At 63.7% G+C, this 15,799-nt stretch carries 15 protein-coding genes; 3 read left to right on the forward strand and 12 right to left on the reverse strand.

Annotated elements, in window-relative coordinates:
• Positions 1 to 7 precede the first annotated feature (7 nt).
• The 3 genes from RX330_RS13045 to RX330_RS13055 are packed head-to-tail and all read left to right on the forward strand — an operon-like array spanning position 8 to position 2,641.
• The gene (locus RX330_RS13045; RefSeq protein ID WP_317243249.1) at positions 8 to 925 is read left to right on the forward strand and encodes an NAD-dependent epimerase/dehydratase family protein; all 918 of its coding nucleotides are present in this window, start codon (positions 8 to 10) and stop codon (positions 923 to 925) included.
• A complete protein-coding gene (locus tag RX330_RS13050) occupies positions 903 to 1,721 on the forward strand; it encodes a transketolase (protein WP_317243250.1) in 819 nt (272 codons plus the stop codon). Before RX330_RS13045 ends, RX330_RS13050 begins: the two co-directional genes overlap by 23 nt.
• Positions 1,718 to 2,641: a transketolase family protein gene (locus RX330_RS13055; RefSeq protein WP_317243251.1), complete on the forward strand. Its 924-nt coding sequence runs from the start codon at positions 1,718 to 1,720 to the stop codon at positions 2,639 to 2,641. The genes RX330_RS13050 and RX330_RS13055 overlap by 4 nt, the downstream gene beginning before the upstream one ends.
• A gap of 13 nt (positions 2,642 to 2,654) precedes the next feature.
• Here the strand turns inward: RX330_RS13055 and RX330_RS13060 are convergent, their stop codons facing one another.
• The 12 genes from RX330_RS13060 to RX330_RS13115 form a co-directional block, all read right to left on the reverse strand.
• Positions 2,655 to 3,617, reverse strand: a complete 963-nt coding sequence (locus tag RX330_RS13060) for a glycosyltransferase family 2 protein (protein ID WP_317243252.1) — start codon at positions 3,615 to 3,617, stop codon at positions 2,655 to 2,657.
• Positions 3,618 to 3,645: 28 nt separating this feature from the next.
• Positions 3,646 to 5,124, reverse strand: coding sequence for a DUF6056 family protein (locus RX330_RS13065; protein ID WP_317243253.1), 1,479 nt, complete (start codon positions 5,122 to 5,124; stop codon positions 3,646 to 3,648).
• A gap of 106 nt (positions 5,125 to 5,230) precedes the next feature.
• The gene (locus RX330_RS13070; protein WP_317243254.1) at positions 5,231 to 5,980 is read right to left on the reverse strand and encodes a glycosyltransferase family 2 protein; all 750 of its coding nucleotides are present in this window, start codon (positions 5,978 to 5,980) and stop codon (positions 5,231 to 5,233) included.
• Positions 5,981 to 5,991: 11 nt separating this feature from the next.
• Positions 5,992 to 7,395, reverse strand: a complete 1,404-nt coding sequence (locus RX330_RS13075) for a capsule biosynthesis protein (RefSeq protein WP_317243255.1) — start codon at positions 7,393 to 7,395, stop codon at positions 5,992 to 5,994.
• Positions 7,396 to 7,399: 4 nt separating this feature from the next.
• Positions 7,400 to 8,788: a surface carbohydrate biosynthesis protein gene (locus RX330_RS13080; RefSeq protein ID WP_317243256.1), complete on the reverse strand. Its 1,389-nt coding sequence runs from the start codon at positions 8,786 to 8,788 to the stop codon at positions 7,400 to 7,402.
• A gap of 25 nt (positions 8,789 to 8,813) precedes the next feature.
• Positions 8,814 to 9,746, reverse strand: coding sequence for a hypothetical protein (locus RX330_RS13085; RefSeq protein WP_317243257.1), 933 nt, complete (start codon positions 9,744 to 9,746; stop codon positions 8,814 to 8,816).
• Positions 9,743 to 10,633 (reverse strand): class I SAM-dependent methyltransferase, encoded by an 891-nt coding sequence (locus tag RX330_RS13090; protein WP_317243258.1) that lies wholly within the window; start codon positions 10,631 to 10,633, stop codon positions 9,743 to 9,745. The genes RX330_RS13085 and RX330_RS13090 overlap by 4 nt, the downstream gene beginning before the upstream one ends.
• Positions 10,634 to 12,157: a lipopolysaccharide biosynthesis protein gene (locus RX330_RS13095; protein WP_317243259.1), complete on the reverse strand. Its 1,524-nt coding sequence runs from the start codon at positions 12,155 to 12,157 to the stop codon at positions 10,634 to 10,636. It lies immediately after the preceding gene.
• Between the two features lie 10 nt (positions 12,158 to 12,167).
• Entirely contained in the window at positions 12,168 to 12,989 is an 822-nt protein-coding gene (locus RX330_RS13100; protein ID WP_317243260.1) for an SDR family oxidoreductase, read from the reverse strand.
• A 13-nt stretch (positions 12,990 to 13,002) separates the two neighbouring features.
• A complete protein-coding gene (locus tag RX330_RS13105; protein ID WP_317243261.1) occupies positions 13,003 to 13,704 on the reverse strand; it encodes an acylneuraminate cytidylyltransferase family protein in 702 nt (233 codons plus the stop codon).
• Entirely contained in the window at positions 13,701 to 14,609 is a 909-nt protein-coding gene (locus tag RX330_RS13110) for a Gfo/Idh/MocA family protein (protein ID WP_212091213.1), read from the reverse strand. Before RX330_RS13110 ends, RX330_RS13105 begins: the two co-directional genes overlap by 4 nt.
• Positions 14,606 to 15,655 carry a nucleotidyltransferase family protein gene (locus tag RX330_RS13115; RefSeq protein WP_212091216.1) on the reverse strand — a complete coding sequence of 350 codons (1,050 nt, stop codon included), beginning with the start codon at positions 15,653 to 15,655 and terminating at the stop codon, positions 14,606 to 14,608. Before RX330_RS13115 ends, RX330_RS13110 begins: the two co-directional genes overlap by 4 nt.
• Between the last annotated feature and the right edge of the window lie 144 nt (positions 15,656 to 15,799).

The following is a 15,799-nucleotide window of genomic DNA, read 5'->3' on the forward strand; positions in this document are numbered from 1 at the left end:
GGGGTTTATGCGTGTTTTTGCCACCGGTGCGAGCGGTTTCCTGGGCTCCTATCTCGTCGCGGACCTCTTGGCGCGCGGGCACGAGGTGGCCGTGCTGTTGCGGCCGGCAAGTTCCTATTGGCGCCTGGGGGAGCTTCGTAACCGGCTGCACGTGATCCCGGGCAGTCTGGAGCATCCGGACGGGCTGCGTGCAGCACTCGGGGCGTTCGCGCCCGAGGCGGTCGTGCACATGGCCTGGCGCGGCGTCGCAGGCAGCGATCGCAACAGTCCGGTTCAGGCCGTCAATGTGGCCGATACGGTGGACCTCGTCGAACTCGCCGCCCAGGCCGGCGCCAGGATCTTCGTCGGAGCCGGTTCGCAGGCGGAATACGGACCCTATGATCGCGCGATCCGGGAGGACGATGTGCCGCGGCCGACGACGTTGTACGGCATGGCCAAGCTGGCGGCCGGATCGATGTCGATGCGCCTGTGCGAGGAGCGCGGGCTGCGGGCAGCGTGGCTCCGGATCTTCTCGACATACGGCCCGAAGGATGCCGACCACTGGCTGATCCCGAGCATGATTCGGAACTTGCGCTCCGGGCATCCCATGGCGCTGACGGCTTGTGAGCAGCGCTGGGGATTTCTGCACGCGCGCGATGCTGCCAGCGCTTTCCGCCTGGCGATCACGCATGATGCGGCGAGCGGCATCTTCAATGTCGGCAGTGCGGACGCACCGCCGCTGCGCGAGACCGTGACGCGGCTGCGCGATCTGATTGACCCGCGCGCTGCTCTCGGCTTCGGCGAGTTGGCGTATCGGCCCGATCAGGTTATGGTCCTGGCTGCGGACGTTTCGCGCATGCTCGCCTTGGGCTGGAAGCCCGAAGTGCCGTTGGATGAGGGATTACGCGAGACGGTAGACTGGCATGACGCGACCAAATCTTCCTGAGCCGAAAGAATTCGCACGACGCATTCGTGCGCATGCGTTGCGTATGGTGCATGCCGCCAAGGCTTCGCATATCGGCGGCTGCCTCTCGATGGCGGACATCCTGGCGGTGCTCTACACGCGGATCCTGCGCGTCGATCCGGCCGATCCGCAAGCAGCAAGCCGCGATCGCTTCGTTCTCAGCAAGGGCCACGCCACGGCGATCATGTACGCCGCCCTCGCCGAAAGCGGTTTCTTTTCCCCGGCAGAGCTCGACACCTATTGCCGCGACGGATCGATCTTCACCGGACACGTCAGCCATGCCGTGCCCGGCGTCGAGGTCTCCACGGGCTCCCTCGGCCATGGTCTGCCGATTGCAATCGGCATGGCGCTCGCCGCGCGAACGGCGGGTGCTGGCAGCCGCGTGTTCTGCCTGCTCAGCGACGGCGAATGCGACGAGGGCTCGAACTGGGAGGGCATCCTGTTCGCGCCCCATCACAAGCTCGATAATCTCTGCGTCATCGTCGACTTCAACAAGATCCAGAGTTTTGGTTCGGTCGCCGAGGTGTTGAACCTCGATCCGTTTGCCGAGAAATGGAAGGCGTTCGGCTGGCAGGTCGAGGAGATCGACGGCCACGATCTCACTGCGCTCGAGCATGTGCTGGGAGGTGTGCCGACGGCGTCGGGCCGGCCGACGGTCGTGATCGCGCACACCGTGAAGGGCAAGGGCGTGAGCTTCATGGAGAACAAGCTCGAATGGCACTACCGCTCGCCTTCTGATGAGCTGCTCGCGCAGGCGTTGGCCGAGGTTGGCGCATGAGAACGACGTTCATCGAGAGCCTGTCGCAGGCCGCTAGCGAGAACCCCGACATCTGGCTGCTCTGCGGCGATCTCGGCTACTCCGTGCTGGAGCCGTTTGCAGCGAAGTTTCCCGATCGCTATCTCAATGTCGGCGTTGCCGAACAGAACATGGCCGGCATCGCCGCCGGCATAGCGCTGTCGGGCAAGACGGTCTTCATCTATTCAATCGGAAATTTCCCGACGTTGCGCTGCCTCGAGCAACTCCGCAACGACGTCTGCTACCATGGTGCCGACGTCAAGGTCGTGGCGGTGGGCGCCGGCTATGCCTATGGCAGCCAGGGCTACACCCATCATGCGCTGGAGGATGCGGGGATCATGTCGATGCTGCCGGGCATCGAGGTGTTCGTACCCTGCGATCCCTCTGAGGTGCGGGCTGCGACGCGTCTGATCGCAACGAGCGGCAAGCCATCCTACCTGCGGCTCAGCCGTCAGGGAGAGCCGAATCTCGGCGCCGACGTGACCGACCTTCGCAAGCCCAGGGTTTTGCGTGACGGACGGGATGTCGTCATCCTTGCGTCGGGGCCGATTGCATCGCGCGCGCTGGATGCCGCCGGCGAACTCGCCAGGCGGGGGTGCGGCGTCGGTGTCGTCAGCGTCTCCTGTCTGAAGCCGCTCGACGAGCTCGCGATCCGCGACGTCGTGCGTGATGCCTCCCTCATCGTGACGCTGGAAGAGCATATTCTGCGCGGCGGCCTGTTCAGCCTGGTGGCGGGCGCGTTTGCCGGCGACGCAGTCCGGCCGCCGATCACGGGCATGGGCATTCCAGAGCAGGGCGGCAAGACCTCGCAGGCGGGGTCGCGAGAGGCGCTGCTTGATGCCGCCGGCCTTTCAGCCGAGGCGATCGTCGCGCGGATCGAGCAGTCGCTGGCGAAGCTCTGACGCCGCCTGCGCATCATGCGCCAGACGGCGGCGAGGGATCGAAATTGACGCGCTCGCGCTCGAACACAACGGGCTTCTCGCGCACCTGTCCGTAAATCGCGAGGACGTACTCGCCGATCATGCCCATGAAAAAAAGCTGCACGCCGCCGAAGAAGAACATGGCGACGATCAGCGTGATGATGCCGGGCTCGGCGAGCTGCCGGTACAGGATCAGGCCGACCACGAAATTGACGATGGCGTAACCGACGCTCAGCGCCGAGATCAGAAAACCCGCGAGCAGCCCGAAGCGGACCGGTGCCGTGGTGAAGGACACCAGTCCGTTGAGGCCCTGGTCGATCAGCGCGCCGGCGCGGTTCTTGGACAATCCCTTCTTGCGCTGGCGCCAGGTGTAAGGGACGCCGACGGCGCGGCCGCCGCATTCGAACGTCATCATCCGCATGAACGGATATGTGTCGCGGACGTGCCGCATGGCCTCGACCACGCGGCGGTCGACGAGCTGGAAGTCGCCGACGCCGGGCGGAACGTTGACCTCGGAGAAGCGGGTCAGCAGTCGGTAATAGGCGTTGCGGATGCCGCGCATCAGCCGCCCTTCCTCGCGCACCGCGCGGATGCCGTAGACGATCTCGTATCCGGCTTCCCACAGCTTGACGAATTCGGGAAGCAATTCGGGTGGATCCTGTAGGTCGGCCGGCATGAACAGGAGGACAGCGTCGCCGCGCGAGGCCATCACGCCGTTGAAAGTGTTGCGCAGCGGGCCGAAGTTACGCGCGTTGACGATGATCTTCACCGCGGGGTCCTGTGCAGCGATCTCGCGCAGGATCTCGACGGTGCGATCGTCGGAAGCGTTGTCACAGAAGATGTGCTCGCGCCGATAGCCCTGGAGCTCGGCGTCGAAGATATTCCGGATCGCATCATAGCAATCCCTAACGTTGAGCTCTTCATTATAGCAGGGCGTGATGACGCTGATTGTTTTCACGTTCGCATCTCTCGAGAAGGACAATTGTTCATCGCGGCGTGTCGGCGGCGTAGACGGCGGACTTGTTGTAATATCTGGCGATGCAGTCGTTCGGCAACCGGTCAGCGTTGTCAGTCACATCGGCGGTCATCAGCAGGGACGGCGTCCCTTTGTGACGCGGAACCGCGACAACGGGCTCGCGGTTCGTCGTCAGGAGGGCATGCCGTTCGGCGCTCTCCCGCCAGTACGGGTACAGGCCCTGCCACTGCGCGCGCAGCTGAAATGCCGTGGAGCTCAGGCAGAGCGAAGCGATCGTGAGCAGTGCCAGGCCCGCAGGCATCCCGATGGGGCCGAGCAGGCCGCGAAACGCGCCCGCCGCAACCCGTTCGCGCAATTGCGGGCGGTAGGCACCGACGATCAGCTTGACTCCCAGCGTCGATCCGAACAGCAGCAGGATCAATGCTTGGTTCTGCGCCCGTTCAATGAGCCGCATGCCCGTCGCATAGCGATGAGCGAAATATTCGAAGTAGCAGCACGCCAGGCAGATCGCGATTGTGCCGAGAGCCAACAGCTTTCTCACTTGGGGCCCCTGGGGCGTCGGGTCAGGCTCGATCAATGCGATAAGGCCGACGGCGGCGAGCCAGGCGACGATGGCGGGCTCTCGAAGGAAACGACCGAGACCGACGAGCGAGTCGATGAGCGCTTGAAACACCGACCATGTCACATGCCCGCCGTTCGGGAGTTGTTCCATGCGCGCGCTGTTGCCGCTGGCCGAGACAACGATGATCCACCCGATCGCGATGGCGATCGCGATCAGCAAGTGATGCACGATCTGGCGCTGCTGGCCGAAGAGATGGCGCGCAGCCAGTGACGCCGAGACAATCAGCAGCAGCCACGGCCCGGTGAATTCGTTGCATAGCGCAGCCGCGAAACCGCCTAGAGCCATCGCAAGGCTGAGCGTCCAGGAGAAGCCGGCCTCCCCGTCAAGGGTCCGAATGCACTCTCCGAGGATCAGGATGGTGATCAAGGCAGGCGGGACATAGCAGGTCACGGCCGAGAGCCAATAGAGCAGATCGCGCACACTCGGGGCTGCGCTGACCACGGCGCTCGCGAATGCAAGTATGAGAAAAACCAATTGCGGAGCGGTGGTGCGAGGCCATGCACGGACTATGGCGAGCGCCGTGCCGGCCAGGAACAGCGCTGCGCTCGCGGCCATCGTCAGTGAATAGGCCGACAACAGGCTGACACCCGCCGCTGCGGAGATCGCCGGCGGAACCTGGGTCAGCCACAGAGCCAGAACTCGGCCCGATTGCGAGTGATAGAAGAGCGATACGGTATCGATGAAACCATGACGCGCGTATAAATCCGCGAAGCAGAAGTCGTCATGTTCGGGCGCGCTAAGTGACGTGAGCGCGAACAGAACCAGCAGAAAAATTGCAGGAAACAGGCTGCACAGCGTCCAGCCAATACAGGCTCGGCCATCGGCGTGGGGACGTGCTGCCAGTGGAATAACACCTTGATTGTCCACGCAAAGCCCCCTGCGATCTGGGCCAGACTAGAGACAACCGACCCGGGTCGCAATGTTCATTTCCGGCCGCTGCAGCGTGCGGCTTGCGCGGTGAGCGGCGCCGTCACTAGAACTCCCGTCGCTTCAGCCAGGCCCGCGCTCCCCAATGGGCAAAACACCAGGCTGATTTGACGAGGGAGAGCTGCTCGACGTTGCGGTAGATCTGCCAGACCCATTTGGCCGAGCGCATCGGGCGGCTCGAGACTGAGGAGCCCCTGACGCGGTAGCGTGCAAGATCCTCATTGAGGCCGTACGCGGTGTGGCCGCGCTCGAGGATCGAGAGCCACAGGCAGAAATCGTCGTAGCCCTCGTTCTTCATCACGATGGGGCCGGCGATCTCGCGATCCACCATCGCCGTCAGCGTCGCGATCGCCGTGTTCTTCAGGAGCTGATCATAAGTCAGCGAGGCCGGCACTTCGATCAGCCGTCCGGTGACGGTGTTAGCCTCGTTGATGCGGCGGAAGGCGGTGTAGCTGAGGGCGGCCTGCTTCTCCTGCGCGAAGGCAAGCTGCCGCTCCAGCTTCTCGGGCAGCCAAAGATCATCGCTGTCGAGGAAGGCGAGATAGCGGCCCTGAGCGGCGTCGACCGACGCCTGGCGCGCCAGCGCCGGGCCGCCATTTCTGGCTTGCCGGATCAGCTTGACGCGCGGATCGCGCTCGCCGATGTCCGCGATGATAGCCGGCGTCTTGTCAGTCGAGCAGTCGTCGGCGATCAAGAGCTCCCAATCGGCGAATGTCTGGTTCTGCACCGAGCGGATCGTCTCCTCGATCAGGCCTTCGACATTCCAGGACGGTGTAATGATCGAGATGAGCGGCATGATGGGTCCGTTCAGTTCACGCGGGCCGGCTCGGCGATTGCCGCGCGCAAGGAGGCCGCAAACGTGTCGAGCAGCTTGGGATCGCCGATATAAAGCTCGCCCGGGTAAGACCGGCGCCAGGCAGACTCGAAATAGGGCGCGCCTTTGGCCGGATCGAACGGACCCGCGGAGAGCGCCTCGCGCAATCGCGCGGGCACTTGGGCCAGACGATCGACCGCGTACACCAGCGGGCAGGAGCGGTAGAACGCATCACCCATCACCACGACGGGCTTGCCGAGCAGCAGCGCTTCCGCGCCAGACTTGCTGTTGACGGAGATGACCGCATCGGCGCGATTGAGGACGGTGTAATTATTGGTCTGCGGCGGCAGCAGTACGAAATTGTCGAAACGGCGGGCCAGTTCGAACAGGCGATCGGCCGAGATCGCACCGATCTGGGCAGGGTGCTCCTTCACGACCAGGACATGCGAATCCGGGATCGTGCGCAGCAGAAAGTCGACGGTCGCGACCTGGTCGAGATAGTCCGGCGAGCGCAGCGTCAGCGCCATGTCGGCGGGAACGTGGAACGGGTAGTAGACGAAGTGCGTTTCCGGAATCGGTTTGTAGAGCTTGCGCAGCCGTGTCGCGTTGAGTGCCATCGCGGCGTGGACACGGGCATGACGCAGATTGTGCCCGAACTCCTGGTGCTTGCCGAGCGCGAACTGGTCCCACAGCTTCTCGGTGAGGCGGCGGGCGTTGCGAAAGTTGAGGACCTTCTTGAAGGCCGCCGAATAATGGTGCTGATCCTTTTTGGGGATGACGATCGCGCGCTGCGTCAGCGTTTCGTCGAGATAGGCGCGCACCTCGGGCGACACAGCGTCCGCCGGCGTCGGCATTACGTCGGGTGCGCCGAGAGTGTCGGGCGTAAAGTACATGCGGCCGCGAAAGAACGAAGGCTCGATGAACCAGTTGCGGATGCCGCGGCGCTTTGCGGCGTAGAAGCTCGCTATCACGGAAAGAAAGCCGCCGAGTTCCTGCACCAGTTCGGGGCGCTTGCCTTGTCGCTCAAGCCGGTCGAGCACCGCCTCCATCGCGTTGGTATAGATCATGAAGCGCCGGCGCAGCGCGGCAGTATCGCGGATTCCGAAAGTGAATCGCTCGTGGCTAAACAGGAAATTGGTTCCGTCGAGCCCGTAAGATACGACGCGCGCGTCGAGCGCCTTGCGATCCTCGGGCGAGGGGCCGGCCTTGAGGCCTTCACGATACATGTTCGTGACCGGAACGCCTTCAGTGGCCGACATCTCCGCGCTGCGATCATCGAAGGCGAGCAGCTCGACATCGTGGCCTGCTGCGCGCAAGCGTTGCGCGACCGGAATCCAGAACCGCGTCTGGTATTCGGCAAGGGTGGTGATGAGAATGGTCTTTGCAGATGTTGCCATGGTTCTATCGGACGTGTTCGATCGCAATGCTCGCGAGCGGCAGGCCCGTCGTCGCACATTGCGCGCGTCTTGCCGTAAATTGAGACGGGTTCGCCTGGTCATAGGCGGCGATGCGGTGAAGCAGGGTCTGGACGAATGACGGCGCGATCCGTTTGTCGCGTCGAGCCGGGTTGAACTGGCTGCGTAGCCGTTCCGTGACGGCCGAGCCGAGCGCTGCGCTGGCGGCACCTTTGACGATCTGGCCTAGGCTCGGCTTTGCACGCGTGCCTTTCACGGTCGCAAGCAGCGAGAGGTAGGGTCGGCGCGAATGCGTTGCGCAGGCCAGGACGTCGGCGACGCGTTCGGCAGCTCCTCCGTCGTTGAGATGGAAGAAGGCTTCGATATCGGCGGCGTGAACGCGAGCGAAATCGAAGGTCTCGGTCTCGCGCTCGATGTGATCGACTGCGCCGAGCAGCTCTTCGAACGAGTCGACCTGCCGGCTCACGCGCGCGGGCAGCGCGGCATGGCCGGCGGTGATCGATGTGTTCAAATATTCGAGTTGGAGCGGCAATTTCCCCAGCAAGACCGATTCGACCGCCGTCCCGCAGTTGAGATGAATGACGGCGGCTGCATTGCGGATGCGGTCGAGCACGCTGCCGGTGCCGTCAATCAGGACGTTCGGGTGGCGCGAGAGGGCATTGCGATAGACCTCCTCGCTCTCGAAGGGATGCGGGCGCACTAGAATGTTGCGGTCGGGCCGCGCTGCGGCGAGCCGGTCGATCTCGGCGAGATAGTTGGTGAAGACCTGCTTCAGGTCCGCGATGAAGCGGTCGACATAGGCGCCATCCCAACCGGCTCGCACCATCGCTTCGCGTTCCCCGCCCGGCTTGCCGGTAAAGCGCGAATTGACCAGCGGGAAATTGGCGTTGACGAGCAAATAGCCGCGTGGCTCGCCGTCGAGCAGCGCCCGCCAGCGAGGGGCTGCGAAATCGAATCGGGGACATCCGGTGAGGTGAAGCTGGTCCGGCTTCATCGTTCCAGCTGCGAGGAAGGCGTCGTGCAGCCGGCGTCCCCAGAAGAAATAGCCGGACAGGATATCGGCGTAGCCGCTGCCCTTGATATGAGCGGCCATCGCCGGAGGCGAGTTGCCGCCCTTTTCCGCGAGCACGCCGCCTTCGGTATCGAGCACGTACAGCGCCAGCCCGGCTCCGGCAAAGCTCTGCATCAGGCCGAGATTGACGGGACGCGCATAGTTGACGACCAGCGCGTCCAGCCCAAGTCGCGGGACATCGATGGCCTGCTCGTACATCGGCACCAGCACGACGGAGACGCCGCGCCGCGCGAGTTGATAACCGAGCATGACTGCCCCCGGCAGGTCACGCTTGGGGTGATCGACCACCAGGCCTATGCGCAAGATGTGGGCTCCCGGCAGGTCCGTGTCAGAGCCGCATCACGGTGCGCTCAAGCTCCGTCAGGGCACCCGCCGCGCGGAAGCGCGCCGGCGGTTCGGGATAGATGCGCGGCTGCTGGATATAGGTTGCCGTGTAGAGGAGGCGGCTGTGATCCGACTGGATCCGGCTTCCCATGTGCAGGCAGCGGGCCGTGTTGACGATGAAGCACGACAGGCGGGGCGCGACCATCTCCTTGACCACGCCGGGACCGGTCTTGGCGAATACCTGCGCATCGCTCATGTGGCTCTTGAGCGTGTTGCGGAACGCCTTCGATGGTCCGGCTGGAATGAAGGTGAACGGACCGTCGGCGGTGTTCCGCACATCGGTCAGGTAGATGAAGAGCTTGCAGACACGCTTGTCGTCGTGGTCGAGATGCCATAGCTGGGAGAAGCTCAGCGCCTGGTTCGGAGTCGGCTGCGACAGCGTCAGCACCACGTCCGACAATTGCGGCAGGTCGTGCATGAAATCGCCGATGATGCGCAGCGCGGCTGGCTGCAGGGCGTTGCGCACGAACGGATGGTCGGTCGCAAAGGCGCCGTTGACGAGATCCTCGTCCAGCAGGCTGACCCAGAACGATTTGTGCCGTTCCTTCTGCTGGCCGACGAGCTCATTGAGGCGGCTCACCTTGCCGTCGGCGAACGTCGCGACGGCTTCCGCGAGGCTGCGATCGATGAGCGCGGACACGTCGACGTAACCGTCCTCGGCGAGTTTGCGGCTCGCCTCGGCCCATTCGGGCTTGGCTGGAAGCTGCTTGAGAAGCGCGACGCGCTTTGCGCGCGCAGGCAATTGCAGGGCGGTCAGAGCCGCCTTCAGCCCCCATCCGAGATCGGTGCGGTTGACGTGCCATAGGAGGCGGCGGAACTGGCTGATCTTCGCCTTTTTCGGGGCAGGCCGATCAGCCGTCGTGTCGACGGTTGTCATGTGGGCTCCCAGCAATACAAAAAACCATCATTGTGAATCGTCGGTGCGAACGGCATGCGTTCGCGAGCCAAGATGCGGACGCGGCCCTGTCGCTCGTAATCGTCGAGCGTCGAGAACAGCTGGGTCTGGTAGTCGACCGAGCGGATGTAGAGAAAGCTGACGAGATCTCGCGGACTCGAAAAATTCAGCAGCTCCGTCGTCGGCTCGATGTTGATGACGCGTTTCGGCCTCGCAGCGATGATGTTGTCCACCACCTTACGCACGTCGTAAGGAATTTGCTCGATGCAGAAATAGGTGAAAACGACCTGGTCCCTGATCGCCGCGTAGTTTGGGTCGTTGCCGTCGGTCAGGTCGATCCTGTCGAGCGTTATCCGGTCCGACAGGCCATAATGCGCTGCGATCTCGCGGCCCGCAGCGATGCCGTTCGGCGCGATGTCGAACCCGCGCAGCCTCCAGTCGGGATGATTGAGATGCAGCGACAGCAGATTGATGCCGCAGCCCGCACCGAGTTCGGCGATCTCAGTGGCGCCACCCGTGTGTCGCGCGAGTAGCTCGCCGAGGGCCCTGGCGCGATAGCGATAATAGTCGTCGGCTGCGACCCTGCAGATCTGATTGTCGACCTTACGAAGACCCCGCGCGGGATTCTTCGGGATCAGGAATTCGCCGATGCTTGCGGCCTTCGTCCAGGCCTTTTCCGACAGCGTTCGCTGCCAGTGCGATAGATTGTACTCGGAATCTACGACGTCGGCCGTGCGTTTGACGCGGCGCATCGCGAGGCGTCCGATGCTCCTCGCTGCATCCAGCGCATAAGTCGCCGCCTTGTCCGACAACGACGCCGGAGCGAAACCTGTGATGACGGCTTTCGTGTCTGTCGCGTGGATGTTCATTCAATTGCTTTTGGATGTCAGTCCCATCAGTTGTCCGACGGCTGGAAATACAGTCCGGTGCCGCTTTTCAAGCACGAGGAAGTACTGGAGTGTCCAGGTAACCAGACAGAAAACCATGGAACCGAGCGCGAGCTTTAGCACGCTGTCGAACCGAATGTAACCTGCAATTGTTGCTAGAAAAATGCTTGCCAGCACAAGGATTGCGAACTGGGTTCCGATACCCTTCGCGAAGCGATTGCGGTCGAGATCGAGTGCACCGCGCAACTCTCTCAGCTGCAAGGGCAGGATAACGATACTGCCGACGACTTGGCCGAGTATCAAAGCGCGTTCCGCGAACAGGTGCAATGTCGCGGCGGAGACCACCGCCCAGACCAGAAGCTGAACGGCGACCAGCCTGTTGAGCCTGGATTGCACGTCCGGCCGCGTCAGAAAGATCAGGCTGCCGATCGCCACGTATTGGGCACAGATCGGAACCAGGAAGCTCAAACCCATCCAGAACGCGTATGGCGCAAGAAGGGGACCGATCCAGATGTTCATGATCTCGGGCGAGAGGATCGCGGTCGCGGCAAGCGGCGGCACCACGAACATCGGCATCATGACGAGGCCGAGGTCACCGAGACGCTGGAACGCCGTCGCGCTGCCGCGCTCGTCGAGGCGGCTGGCAACGGGAAGCAAGGCGGATGTCAGGAGGCTGACGACGACTTTGGAAACCCGTGACAATCGCACCAGCGCGTCGTAGGTGCCGACGGCCTTGGGGCCGAACAGCAATCCGATCAGGAACGGCTGAAGCGGTCCGGAAACGCCGCCCATCAGTTTGCCCTGCAGGAGCAGCACGCAGCGGTGCAGAATATCCTGCCGGATGTCCGACGTCCACGGCAGCAATCGCACGTGCTTGTGCCGCAGGGCGACCAACGCAGCAATTCCAATGACGACGGCGCGGGCCAGAAGCGTGGCAAGATAGATGTAGGCGACCACTTCAAAGCCTGCCGCGGCCCACGCGGCTGCGAATGTCAGACCGACATACCCCGCCGTTGACGTGACTTCCGCAATGCGGAGCAGGTTGTAGCGCTCGAAGCCCTTGACGATACCTTCCCACACCAGCGCCGGAACGAAGATCAGATTCGCGAGGGCGGTGCAGTGCATGATCCGGGTGAACGTCTCCAGATGCGCGGCGTCAACCTTCATCACGATGACGAACAGCGGTGTCGCGAACCATATGGCTGCGCTGAGGATCACGGTGAGAGCGATGGAGACCACCCCCAGGAAAGCGATCTGACGGCTGGCCTGCGTCCAATTTCGATGCTCTCTCGCGCGCGCGACGACCTGCGTGGCGACCTCGGACAGGCCGAGGTCCAGCACCGCCATCATCCCGCTGGGAAGCAATAGCCGCGAGATGACAATGAGGCCGAACTCGGTCACCCCCCAGGTCCCGATGATCAGCGGAATGACCGCAAGGCCCAGCAAGGCGGCTACGCCGAAGGCAAGCGCCGAAATCACCGTGTTCTGGATCAGGCGCTTGATCATTGAGGTCGTGCTACCAGGCGCTCAGGCCGCCGTCGACGGCGATGTTCTGGCCAGTCACGTAGGACGCGGCGTCCGATACCAGGAACAGCATTGTGCCGACCATCTCGTCCGCGCGAGCCATGCGGCCGATGGGGATACGGGCTCCATAGCGCGCCTTGAAGGTCTCATTCTGCCCACTCTCGACCCCGCCGGGGGTGAGGGTATTGACGCGGACGCCCTTCGCCGCCCAATAGGTCGCCAGGTGCTTGGTCAGGCCGATCACGCCGGCCTTGGATGCCGTGTAGACGGCGGGCGTGTTGATGGCCCGGCCGAGATATTCGGAGCCTTCGTAGATGCGCTGGTCGGGCGCCAGCAGGCCGTAGATCGAGGCTGTCTGCACGATAGCGCCGTAGCCGCGCTCGGCCATTCGGCCGCCGAACACCTGCGCAACGTTGAACATGCCGTCGAGATTGACTGCCATGATCTCCCGCCAGGTGTCCTGCGAGAACTTTTCCACCGGGGCAAAAAAGGCGTCGACGTCGCGGGTCTTGCTGGCGGCGTTGTTGAGCAGGATCGAGACCGGTCCGAGGTCGGCCTCGATCGCATCGGCTGTGTTGCGGACCGCTTCAGGATTGGTGATGTCGCAACCGTAGCCTCTGGCGCGGACGACATGGCGGGAGGCGACGTCGGCTGCTGCAGCCCCGGTTGCGGCCTGATCCAGATCGACAATCGCAACGTTGGCGCCGAACTCGGCAAGGCCCTCGGCAAAGCGGCCCCCGAGGATGCCACAGCCTCCGGTGACGACGGCGGTTCGGCCGGTCAGATCGAACAAAGCCTTGAAGCTCGTGGTCATCGCTTGAGGCTCCTCAGGCCGGCAGTCGTTGGCGCAGCAGCAATTCAACCAGGGTAAAATCGAGATCGGAATCGATGTCGATCGAGCGTTCTTCCGGCATTTCGAACAGGCGCGTGTCCGGATAGAACACCGCAGGCTGCTCCAGGAATGACGCGACGCGCCAGACATAGATCGATGCGTTCATGTCGAAGCAGCGCGGCGCATCCTGCCGGCGCGTGATCGGAGGGTCGGCCGGTTTGGAGAGACCGACGCTGCCGTCGGCGCGCTCCTCGACCAGGTTGAAATAGGGCGAGCGTCGTGCCGGCGCCCCGGTGATGACGTTGCGCGCCCCGCTTGCGCGCAGCAGTGCCACGGCACCAGTAATGTCGGAGGCCAGGCGGAGCGGCGAGGTGACGTCGAGATCGACGAAGATCTCCGGCGTCTTGCCCGTTTGCGCGATGGCCTGCTCGAGACAGTGGCGGATCGCCGGCAGCTTCGGTGCAGTATCGGTCGCCATCTCGTCCGGACGTCGGATTGCGATGTCGGCGCCAGCCTTAAGTGCCGCATCGAGCAGTGCATCCGAATCGCTGCTGAAGGCGATCGCGTCGAACAGGCCGGTCTCGCGCGCCTGCGCGATGCTCCATGCGAGCACGGGCTTGCCCAGCAGGTCGCGCGCATTCTTGCCGACGACTCCTTTCGAGCCACCCCGCGCGCAGATCGTGCAGAGAAGACTCATGGCGAAATCCAGGTCTTGGTGCGTAGAGCACGCTCGCTGGCGTCGATCAGGTGGACGACGCCGAGCGCCTCGGGCAGCGAACAAGCCGGGCTGGCACCACGCAGCGCCGCGGCATGCATGTCGCGATAGCTTTGGTCGCGCTCGCTGGGGATCTCCATGGCCTTGCCGTTGACGGCAAGACGGCTGCCAACGAGATCTGCCTCGATGGTGTCGTCGTCGACATTGACGCGAATGCGGCGGATGCCCTGTCGGTCGAGATAGTCCATGTGGACGTGGACCGACGGCGCCCGCTGCATATCGAGCAGCAGGTCGAGGTGGTCATCGACGTCGATGTCGCGCGCGCCCGACGCGCCGCCGAGCGCGGCGACGCGATGCCACGGGCCGAACAGCCACAGGAGATAATCCAGCTCATGGCTGAGATCGCGCAGCACGCCGCCGCCGGCGTCGGCCGTGGCGGATGCGGTCGCGCGGTGATCGCGGCCGGGCCGCCAGTCCCTGATGTCCTGGCCGACATAGGCGGCGACCGTGATCACGTCGCGCCCGCGCAGTCTTTCGGCCAGAGACGTCATCACGGGGTGAAAGCGCAGATTGTATCCGACGCTGACATGGGAAAACGGATATCTCGGGGGCGGTGCCGGTGTTGCGAACAGCGGCTTTTCGACAAGAACGCTGCCGTGGAAGCCTGCCTGCGCGAGCTCTTGCAGATCGTCAGCGTGGCGCGCGGTCTCGGTGGCAATCACTACATAGTCCGGATGCGCCGTCGCGACGGCCTGCGTGATCGATCCGTAATCGCCGCCTTCGCGGCGACTGACGGTCGCGACCTCCAGGCCAAGCTCGCGCAGGATGCGCGCATGCCTTGTGCCGATCGAGCCGAGGCCAACCACGACGGCTTTTGTCGAGGTCACGGGAAGACCTCGTGAAACTCCGCATGAGCCTGCTCGAAATCCTCCAGGCGGCCGATGTCGAGCCAGTATTCGCGAATGGGATAGACCGCAACCCGCCCTTTGCCGGCGATCACGCGTTCCAGCACGGTCGGCATGTCGATACTGGCGCCGGGCGTGACGTGGCGAAAGACGGACTGGCCGATCACGTAGATGCCGGCACTGACGAACCAGCTCTCGGTCGGCTTCTCGCGGATGGCGTCGAGAAAACCGTCTGACGTGGACACGACGCCATAGGGTACGTGCACCTTGTGCTCGCGCACGGCCATCGTCGCTTCAGCCGGCGTCGCGTTGTGGAAATCGAGGAGAGCCCCGTAGTTGATCGTGGTGAGAATGTCGCCGTTGGTGACGATCATGGGCAGAGCCGGCGGCGCCCTGAAGAGTCCGAGGGCGCCTGCAGTCCCCAGGCGTTCCGTTTCGTGGACGTACTGGATATTGGCGCCGAAGGCGGCACCATCGCCAAAGTAGTCCTTGATCGTCTGGGCCTTGTAGTTGACCGAGATGAAGATGTTGCCAAAACCCTGCTGCACGACGTTGCGGACGATCGTCTCGAGCAGCGGTCGGCCGCCGACATTGAGCATCGGCTTCGGCACGTCGCGCGTCAGCGCGCCCAGGCGCTCGCCAAGGCCGCCCGCCATGATCAGGACAGGGTTCGGATAGTGAGCCGGTTCGAGCAGTTCATCGAGCGTCTCGACCACGACCAGATGGCCGCCCTCGTCGAGCAGCGGGAGCTGCTTGATCGACTTCTGCCGCATCAGCTGCAGGCGATCCTCGCGCGGCAGCGTCGCAGAAGCCGACACCGGGCCGCGGTTCATGATGTCAGTTGCAAGTCCGGTGAGCGGTACACCCCGCAGCAGGCCACGCCTCACGTCACCATCGGTGACCACGCCGAGCAGGCGATTCTGGTCGTCGAGCACGAGCGCAATCTGAATGCTTCCGCTCTCGATGGCAGCAATGGCCTCGCCCACGGTCGCCTGCGTTCCAACGACGGCCTTACGCCAGGATTTCATGGCAATCTGCCTCGTATACGCCAGATATCGGGGGCGGCCCACGGCTGAGCTTGCTATATCGCGGGTGCGAGAGGCGGCGTCAACCCCAACGGTACCCCCCTGAACAGCTCCGTTAACCCCAGCGTTTCGTGGCCCGAATCGACG

Source organism: Bradyrhizobium sp. NDS-1, from assembly GCF_032918005.1.
Taxonomy (GTDB): Bacteria; Pseudomonadota; Alphaproteobacteria; order Rhizobiales; family Xanthobacteraceae; genus Bradyrhizobium; species Bradyrhizobium tunisiense.

Bases quoted from the DNA above. Each gene is read 5' to 3' on its own strand.
- RX330_RS13100 (WP_317243260.1), bottom strand. From the start codon at position 12,989: ATGACCACGAGCTTCAAGGCTTTGTTCGATCTGACCGGCCGAACCGCC.
- RX330_RS13055 (WP_317243251.1), top strand. From the start codon at position 1,718: ATGAGAACGACGTTCATCGAGAGCCTGTCGCAGGCCGCTAGCGAGAAC.
- RX330_RS13095 (WP_317243259.1), bottom strand. From the start codon at position 12,157: ATGATCAAGCGCCTGATCCAGAACACGGTGATTTCGGCGCTTGCCTTC.
- RX330_RS13085 (WP_317243257.1), bottom strand. From the start codon at position 9,746: ATGACAACCGTCGACACGACGGCTGATCGGCCTGCCCCGAAAAAGGCG.
- RX330_RS13075 (WP_317243255.1), bottom strand. From the start codon at position 7,395: ATGGCAACATCTGCAAAGACCATTCTCATCACCACCCTTGCCGAATAC.
- RX330_RS13090 (WP_317243258.1), bottom strand. From the start codon at position 10,633: ATGAACATCCACGCGACAGACACGAAAGCCGTCATCACAGGTTTCGCT.
- RX330_RS13115 (WP_212091216.1), bottom strand. From the start codon at position 15,655: ATGAAATCCTGGCGTAAGGCCGTCGTTGGAACGCAGGCGACCGTGGGC.
- RX330_RS13105 (WP_317243261.1), bottom strand. From the start codon at position 13,704: ATGAGTCTTCTCTGCACGATCTGCGCGCGGGGTGGCTCGAAAGGAGTC.
- RX330_RS13045 (WP_317243249.1), top strand. From the start codon at position 8: ATGCGTGTTTTTGCCACCGGTGCGAGCGGTTTCCTGGGCTCCTATCTC.
- RX330_RS13070 (WP_317243254.1), bottom strand. From the start codon at position 5,980: ATGCCGCTCATCTCGATCATTACACCGTCCTGGAATGTCGAAGGCCTG.
- RX330_RS13050 (WP_317243250.1), top strand. From the start codon at position 903: ATGACGCGACCAAATCTTCCTGAGCCGAAAGAATTCGCACGACGCATT.